Genomic DNA, 7,018 nt, shown 5'->3' on the forward strand with positions numbered 1-7,018 from the left:
GTCGCGGCCGCCTCCGCCCCGCATCCGGACGGGACCGAATGCCACCCCGACCACTGGTGGCGCGCGCTGGGCCAGGTCAGGGAACTGCTCGAACGCGCCGACGCGGTGGCGGTCGCAGCGCAGCAGCACGGCATGGTCGCGCTCGACGGCGCCGGCGAGCCCGTCCGGCCCGCCCTGCTCTGGAACGACACGCGCTCGGCGCCGCAGGCCCGCGCCCTCGTCGAGGAGCTCGGCGGCGCGAAGGCCTGGGCGGAGCGGACCGGCAGCGTGCCGCTCGCGTCGTTCACGGTGACCAAGCTGCGCTGGATGGCCGAGCACGAGCCCGGCCACGCGCGCCGCACCGAGCAGGTCATGCTCCCGCACGACTGGCTGACGCTGCGGCTCGGCGCGTCCGAGCCGGTGACCGACCGGGGGGACGCGTCCGGGACCGGCTACTGGTCCCCCGCGACCGGCGCGTACCTGCCGGACCTGCTGCGCGCGGCGCTCGGGCACGAGGCCCGGACGCCCCGCGTCGCCGCCCCCGGCGAGCGCGTCGGCGAGACGGCCTGGGGCGCGGCGCTCGGCCCCGGCACCGGCGACAACATGGGCGCCGCGCTCGGGCTCGGGCTGGAGCCCGGCGACGTCGTCGTGTCGATCGGCACCTCCGGCACGGCGTTCGCGGTCGCCGCGGAGCCCGCGGCCGACGCCTCCGGGCTGGTCGCCGGGTTCGCCGACGCCACCGGCCGGTACCTGCCCCTGGTCTGCACGCTGAACGCCGCACGGATCCTGTCGGCCGCCGCCGCGATGACCGGGGCCTCGCTGGAGGACCTGTCCGCGCTGGCTCTCGCCGCCGAGCCCGGCGCGGGCGGCCTGACGCTGCTCCCCTACCTGGACGGCGAGCGCACCCCCGACCGGCCGGACGCCAGCGGCGTGCTCGCGGGGCTCACCACCGCCAACGCTACGCGGGAGAACCTCGCGCGGGCCGCCGTGGAGGCGCTGCTGTGCTCGCTCGCCGACGCCGTCGACCACCTCGCCGCGCAGGGCGTCCAGCCGCGCCGCGTCCTGCTGATCGGGGGCGGCGCCCGCGCCGAGGCCGTCCGCGTCCTCGCCCCCGCGATCTTCGGGACGCCGGTGACCGTCCCCGAGCCCGCCGAGTACGTCGCGCTCGGCGCCGCACGCCAGGCGGCCTGGGCGCTGGCCGGGACGCCCCGGCCGCCCGCCTGGCCGGCGCCGCCCGCGACCGAGCACACCGCCGACCGCACCGACGCCGGGGTCCGCGCACGCTACGCGGCGCTGCGCGACACCGCCCCGCAGATCTGAGGGAGAGAACCCCATGAGCGACTACACGCCCACGCCCGAGGACCGCTTCTCGTTCGGCGTCTGGACCGTCGGCTGGCAGGGCGTCGACGTGTTCGGCCCCGGCACCCGGCCGCCGATGCCCGCCGACCGCGCCGTCCGCGAGCTGGCCGAGATCGGCGCCTACGGCGTGAACTTCCACGACAACGACGTGTTCGACTTCGACGCCTCGCCCGCCGAGCGGCAGGGCGCGATCGACGCGTTCCGCAAGGCCCTCGACGAGACCGGCCTGGTCGTCACCACCGCCACCACGAACCTGTTCGGCCACCCGATCTTCAAGGACGGCGCGTTCACCGCCAACGACCGCGACGTCCGCCGCTTCGCGCTGCGCAAGGTCATGGACAACCTGGACCTGGCCGCCGAGCTGGGCGCCCGGACCTATGTCTGCTGGGGCGGGCGGGAGGGCGCCGAGTCCGGGGCCGCCAAGGACGTCCGGGCCGCACTGGACCGCTACAAGGAGGCGTTCGACGTCCTCGGCGCCTACGTCGCCGACCAGGGCTACGACCTGCGCTTCGCGATCGAGCCGAAGCCGAACGAGCCGCGCGGCGACATCCTGCTCCCCACGATCGGCCACGCGCTCGCGTTCATCCAGACCCTGGAGCGCCCCGACACCGTCGGCCTGAACCCCGAGGTCGGGCACGAGGAGATGGCCGGGCTGAACTACGCGCACGGCCTGGCCCAGGCGCTGTGGCAGGGCAAGCTGTTCCACATCGACCTCAACGGGCAGCACGGCCCCCGCTACGACCAGGACCTGCGGTTCGGCGCCGGGAACGCGCGCGGCGCGTTCTGGGTCGTCGACCTGATCGACCAGAGCGACTACGACGGCCCGGTCCACTTCGACTTCAAGCCGCCGCGCACCGAGGACGACCGAGGCGTGTGGGAGTCGGCGGCCGCGTGCATGCGCAACTGGCTGATCCTGCGCGAGAAGGTCCGCGCGTTCCGCGCCGACCCCGACGTCCAGGACGCCCTGCGCGAGGCCAAGCTGGACGAGCTCGCCCAGCCCACGCTGGCCGACGGCGAGGACTGGCGCTCCGTCCGCGACGCCACCGCCGACGCCGAGGCCCTCGGTGCCCGCCGCACCGCCTTCGAGCACCTCGACCAGCTCGCCCTGGAGCACCTCTACGGCGTGCGCTGATTTCTCAGGGGCAGCGGCCCCGTGGCACGTCGTGGTCACGGGGCCGCCAGTGCTTCCGTGGGGGCCAGGCGGGCCGCGCGTAGGGCCGGGTAGAGGCCCGCGACGCCGCCGATGACGAGGGTGGCGAGGATGCCGCCGGCCATCGCCCACACTGGGACGACGGTCGGCCAGCCCTGCGTCACGGCGAAGACGGCGGTGACCACGATGCCCGCGGCCACGCCCCCCACGCCGCCCAGCACGGCCAGCATCTGCGACTCGGCGAGGAACTGGAGCCGGATCTGGCCCCGGGTCGCGCCGAGGCTGCGGCGCAGGCCGATCTCGGCGCGGCGCTCCAGCACGGAGATCACCATCGTGTTGGCGACGCCGACGCCGCCGACCAGCAGCGCGACGCCGCCGAGGCCGAGGAGCAGCCCGGTGAACGCCCGGTCGCCGGCCTGCTGCGCGGCCAGCGCGTCCGAGGGCCGGCTGACCTCGACCTCGTTCGGGGCCTGCGGGTTCGCGGTCGCCGCGAGCAGGTCCCGCACCTTCGCCACGGCGTCCTTGCGGGCCCGCGTGTAGACGGTGGTCGGGTGGCCGTCGAAGCCGAGGCGGGACGCGGCGGCGTCCCAGCCGACGAGCGCGGCCGAGTCCAGCTCCGGCGCCAGCCCGTTCGGTTCCAGGACGCCGACGACGGTGAACCACTGGGAGCCGAGCCACACCTGCGTGTTCGGCGTCGAGACGCCGAGCCGGTCGGCCGCCGCCGACCCGAGGACGACGGCGGGGTACTGCGCCGTGCCCGCGTTGAGCCAGGTGCCGGCGGCCATGGTGAGGCCGACGGTCCGCGGCAGGTCGAGGCGGGCCGCCAGGACGCTGATGCCGCCGCTCTCCCCCTCCGGGATGTGGTCGTTGCGGTAGACGGAGGTGTCCTCCAGCTTCGCCGTCGCCGACGCCGACCGCACGTCCGGCATCCGCGCCACCATGCCGACCGACTCCTCGGGCAGCGCGGCGTCCCCGCCGAACAGGTCGCGGCCGGGGCCGACCGTGAGCAGGTTCGTGCCGAGCCGGTCGAGGGTGGCCTGCAGCTGCGCCCGGCTGGACGTCGAGATGCCGACCACGCCGATCATCGCGGCGATGCCGATCGCGATGCCGAGGGCGGACAGGAACACCCGCGTCGGCCGGGACCGGAGGCCGGCGGCGCCGACGCGCAGCACGTCGCCGGGGCCGAGCCTCGCCGGGGCGTCCCCGGAGGCGGTCCTCCCGCTCACGGCGCCCCCACCCGTGCGTCGTCGTGCACGATCCTGCCGTCGCGCATCCGCACCTGCCGGGGCAGCAGCGCCGCGATGTCCCGGTCGTGCGTGATCAGGACGACGGTGGTGCCGCCGCCGGACAGCTCGCGCAGCAGGTCCAGGACGCCCGCGCCCGACGCCGAGTCCAGGGCGCCGGTCGGCTCGTCGGCCAGCAGCAGCGCGGGTTCCCCCACCACGGCGCGGGCGATCGCGACCCGCTGCCTCTCGCCGCCCGACAGCTGGTGCGGCCGGTGGCCGAGCCGGTGGCCGAGCCCGACGCGCTCCAGCGCGTGGCGGGCCCGGCGGCGCCGCTGCGGCTGCGGAACGCCCGCGTACAGGAGCCCGTCGGCGACGTTGTCGAGCGCGCTCACGCCGGCGGCGAGGTGGAACTGCTGGAACACGAAGCCGATCCGCCGGGCGCGCAGCGCGGACAGGCGCCGGTCCGTGAGCCGCGACACGTCCCCGCCCTCGACGAGGACGGTGCCGGTGCTCGGCCGGTCGAGCGTGCCGAGCAGGTGCAGCATCGTCGACTTCCCCGATCCGGACGGCCCGACGATCGCGAGGAGCTCGCGCTCCGCGACGGTCAGCGACACCGCGTCGAGCGCGGTGACCCCGCCCGGATAGGTCTTGGTGACCTCCCTGAGCTCCACGACCGGGCTCATGCCGGCACCCCGACCTTCATGGCCTCCGCGAGGCCCGGTCCGGAGATCTCGACCCGGCCCCCGGCGAACACCCCGGTCTCGACGGGCACCGTCCGGACCCGCCCGTCCTGGACGACCTGGACGGCGTAGCCGCCGTCGCCCCGGGCGATCAGCGCGCCGACCGGCACGGCGAGGACGCCGGGATGCCGGTTCGCGGTGAGGTGCACCTCGACGGGCGCCTTGTCGTAGGAGCCGAGCTTCGCGCGGCCGGCGACCGCGATCTCGACCTCCACGGTGGTCGGCTGGTCCTGCGCCCCCTCCTTGGCGACCTTCCCGACCGAGGAGATCCGCCCCGTGACGGTGTCTCCGGACGGCAGTTCGATCTCCACTTCCGCGCCCTTCCTCGCGAGCCGCTGGTACTCGACGTCCAGGTCGACGGACACGACCCGGGTCGTGCCGGTGTAGGTGAGGACGGGCCCGCCGACGCGGTCGCCGACGTTCGCCTTGCGCTCGGCGATCCGGATCCGGCCGGACGCGACGACGGCCGCGCCGGGGGCGACCCGGCCGGTCTCGCCGACGCCGAGGGCGTCCTGCCAGCGCCGCACGGCCGCCGCGGTGGCGGCGTCGTAGGTCCTGTCGACGGTGAACCCGGTGTAGCCGAGTGCCCGCAGGTTCCGTTCGAGCTGCAGGACGTCGGAGCCCTTCGTCCCCTCGGCGAGCGTCCTGTACAGCGGCAGCCTGCCGTACAGCAGCGGCACCGGCCTGTCGTCGACCCGGTACACCGCCCTGCCCCTGGAGACGACCGAGCCGGGACCCGCCAGCCACGTGAGGGTCCCGCGCCCGGCGCCGGCGACGGTGCGGGTCCCGCCGTAGCCGAGCGTGCCGTCCACGTCCTGCGTCTCGGTGAGCGTGGTGCGCTCGATCGCCGCCGTCGCGGGCGGGAGGGCGCTGCGGGCGGCGGCGGTGTCGCCGCCGCCGCCGAGGCCGACCGTCGCGAGCCCCGCGCCGCCGGCCACGACCGCCCCGGCCGCGCCGAGGACGATGGTGCGCGTCCTGGCCACTAGTCGCCGCCCCGGCTCGTCACGGGTCCCTTGCCGCCGTCGGGCGAGAACTTGGCGCAGACCTTCTGCGCGTTCTTGAACTTCTGGCTCTCGGGGTCCACCCCCGTGCCCTTCCCGGCCTGGATCTTGATGCCGCCGTCCGGCTCGGGGTCGGGGAACGCGCCGACGCCGTTGTCGCGCATGCACTTGGCGAACGCGCGCATCTTCGCCAGTTCCTCGGGCTTCGGCTTGGGCGGCTTGCCGCCGTTCGGCATCAGGTGCGCGCACTTCTTCTGCGCCGCCTGGATCCTGCCGTCGGTCTCCGGCCCGCCGCCCTTGCGGGGCGCGCCCGGCCTGGCGGACGCCCGGATCTCGATCCGTCCGTTCTTCGGGTCGGGCATGTCCACCCCGTTGGCGCGCATGCACCGGGCGAACTCGCGCATCTTCTGGTCGTCGCTTGCGGCCTTGGCGGTGCCGCCCCCGCCGTCCCCGCCCCCGCAGCCCTGCGCGCCGATGGCCAGGGCGGGGGCGAGCGCCAGCGCGGCGAGCGTACGTCGTCGCATCGGGTCGTCTCCTCGTCGTCTCCGCCGGGCGGTGCGCCGGCGGCGACCGCAAGTCCAGCCCCCGGCCGGTAACCCCGGCGTAACCGGATCGCGTTATGCCGGCGTTACGCCCGCTGCCCGAAGCTGGGGCGGCGGGACGCGCCGGGGGGCGGGTCCGAAGGAGCGGCAGGGGTGGCGGACGTGCGGGTACTGATCGCCGAGGACGAGCGGATGCTCGCCGACTCGATCGCCGAGGGGCTGCGGGCGGAGGCCCTCGCCGTGGACGTGGTCTACGACGGGGACGCCGCGCTGGAGCGGCTCGGCGTGCACGACTACGACGTGCTCGTCCTCGACCGGGACCTGCCGGTCGTGCACGGCGACGACGTGTGCCGCGCGGTGGTGGAGTCCGGCGCGCTCGTGCGGGTGCTGATGCTCACCGCCGCCGTCACCGTCCCGGCCCGGGTCGACGGGCTGCGCATCGGCGCCGACGACTACCTCACCAAGCCGTTCGCGTTCGAGGAGCTGGTGGCGCGGATCCTCGCGCTCGGCCGGCGGGCCCGCCCGGCGGCCCCGCCGGCGCTGGAGCGCGCCGGCATCCGGGTCGACCCGTCCCGCCAGGAGGTGTACCGCGACGGCCGGTACGTCCACCTGGCGCGCAAGGAGTTCGGGCTGCTGGCCGAGCTGCTGCGCGCCGACGGGACGATCGTGTCCGCCGAGCGGCTGCTGGAGAAGGTGTGGGACGAGCACACCGACCCGTTCACCAACACCGTCCGGGTGACGCTGATGAAGCTGCGCCGCAAGCTCGGCGATCCCCCGGTCATCGAGACCGTCCCGGGAGTGGGGTACCGGATCCCATGAGCGCCGCGAGCACCGCGGGGTTCGCCGGCCGGCTGCGGCCGACGATCCGCCTGCGGCTGACCATCCTCTACACGGGCCTGTTCCTCGGCGCGGGCATCGTGCTGCTCGGCCTGACCTACCTTCTCGTCCAGAACAGTCTCCAGAGGCAGGGGGAACCCGCGCCGAGCCGTTCCGTCAACGGCCGACCCTTCGACTACGAGAA

At 75.5% G+C, this 7,018-nt stretch carries 7 protein-coding genes and 1 pseudogene; 4 read left to right on the top strand and 4 right to left on the bottom strand.

The features are described from left to right. Both xylB and xylA read left to right on the top strand, forming a co-directional pair. The coding region (gene xylB, locus AB0C69_RS35280) for a xylulokinase (RefSeq protein WP_360359600.1) at positions 1 to 1,299 on the top strand (1,299 nt) is incomplete at its 5' end. Positions 1,300 to 1,312: 13 nt separating this feature from the next. After that, complete coding sequence (gene xylA / locus AB0C69_RS35285) at positions 1,313 to 2,470, top strand: xylose isomerase (RefSeq protein ID WP_353834498.1); 1,158 nt, start codon at positions 1,313 to 1,315, stop codon at positions 2,468 to 2,470. A gap of 35 nt (positions 2,471 to 2,505) precedes the next feature. On the opposite strand, the gene AB0C69_RS35290 is transcribed toward xylA, so the two are convergent. From AB0C69_RS35290 to AB0C69_RS35305, 4 genes are read right to left on the bottom strand one after another with little or no spacing between them, the layout of a single operon-like run. Beyond that, positions 2,506 to 3,714 carry an ABC transporter permease gene (locus AB0C69_RS35290; protein WP_360359604.1) on the bottom strand — a complete coding sequence of 403 codons (1,209 nt, stop codon included), beginning with the start codon at positions 3,712 to 3,714 and terminating at the stop codon, positions 2,506 to 2,508. Then, complete coding sequence (locus tag AB0C69_RS35295; protein ID WP_360359607.1) at positions 3,711 to 4,397, bottom strand: ABC transporter ATP-binding protein; 687 nt, start codon at positions 4,395 to 4,397, stop codon at positions 3,711 to 3,713. The genes AB0C69_RS35290 and AB0C69_RS35295 overlap by 4 nt, the downstream gene beginning before the upstream one ends. Continuing rightward, positions 4,394 to 5,437, bottom strand: a complete 1,044-nt coding sequence (locus AB0C69_RS35300; RefSeq protein ID WP_345176288.1) for a peptidoglycan-binding protein — start codon at positions 5,435 to 5,437, stop codon at positions 4,394 to 4,396. Before AB0C69_RS35300 ends, AB0C69_RS35295 begins: the two co-directional genes overlap by 4 nt. Next, complete coding sequence (locus AB0C69_RS35305) at positions 5,437 to 5,979, bottom strand: hypothetical protein (protein ID WP_360359610.1); 543 nt, start codon at positions 5,977 to 5,979, stop codon at positions 5,437 to 5,439. Before AB0C69_RS35305 ends, AB0C69_RS35300 begins: the two co-directional genes overlap by 1 nt. A gap of 180 nt (positions 5,980 to 6,159) precedes the next feature. Between AB0C69_RS35305 and AB0C69_RS35310 the strand changes: the two genes are divergently transcribed. Further along, a complete protein-coding gene (locus AB0C69_RS35310; RefSeq protein ID WP_179834554.1) occupies positions 6,160 to 6,816 on the top strand; it encodes a response regulator transcription factor in 657 nt (218 codons plus the stop codon). Beyond that, positions 6,813 to 7,018, top strand: a pseudogene (locus AB0C69_RS35315) (hypothetical protein); the annotation flags it as partial. The gene AB0C69_RS35310 and the pseudogene AB0C69_RS35315, both read left to right, overlap by 4 nt.

Source organism: Actinomadura sp. NPDC048032 (assembly GCF_040653175.1).
GTDB lineage: Bacteria > Actinomycetota > Actinomycetes > Streptosporangiales > Streptosporangiaceae > Spirillospora > Spirillospora verrucosospora.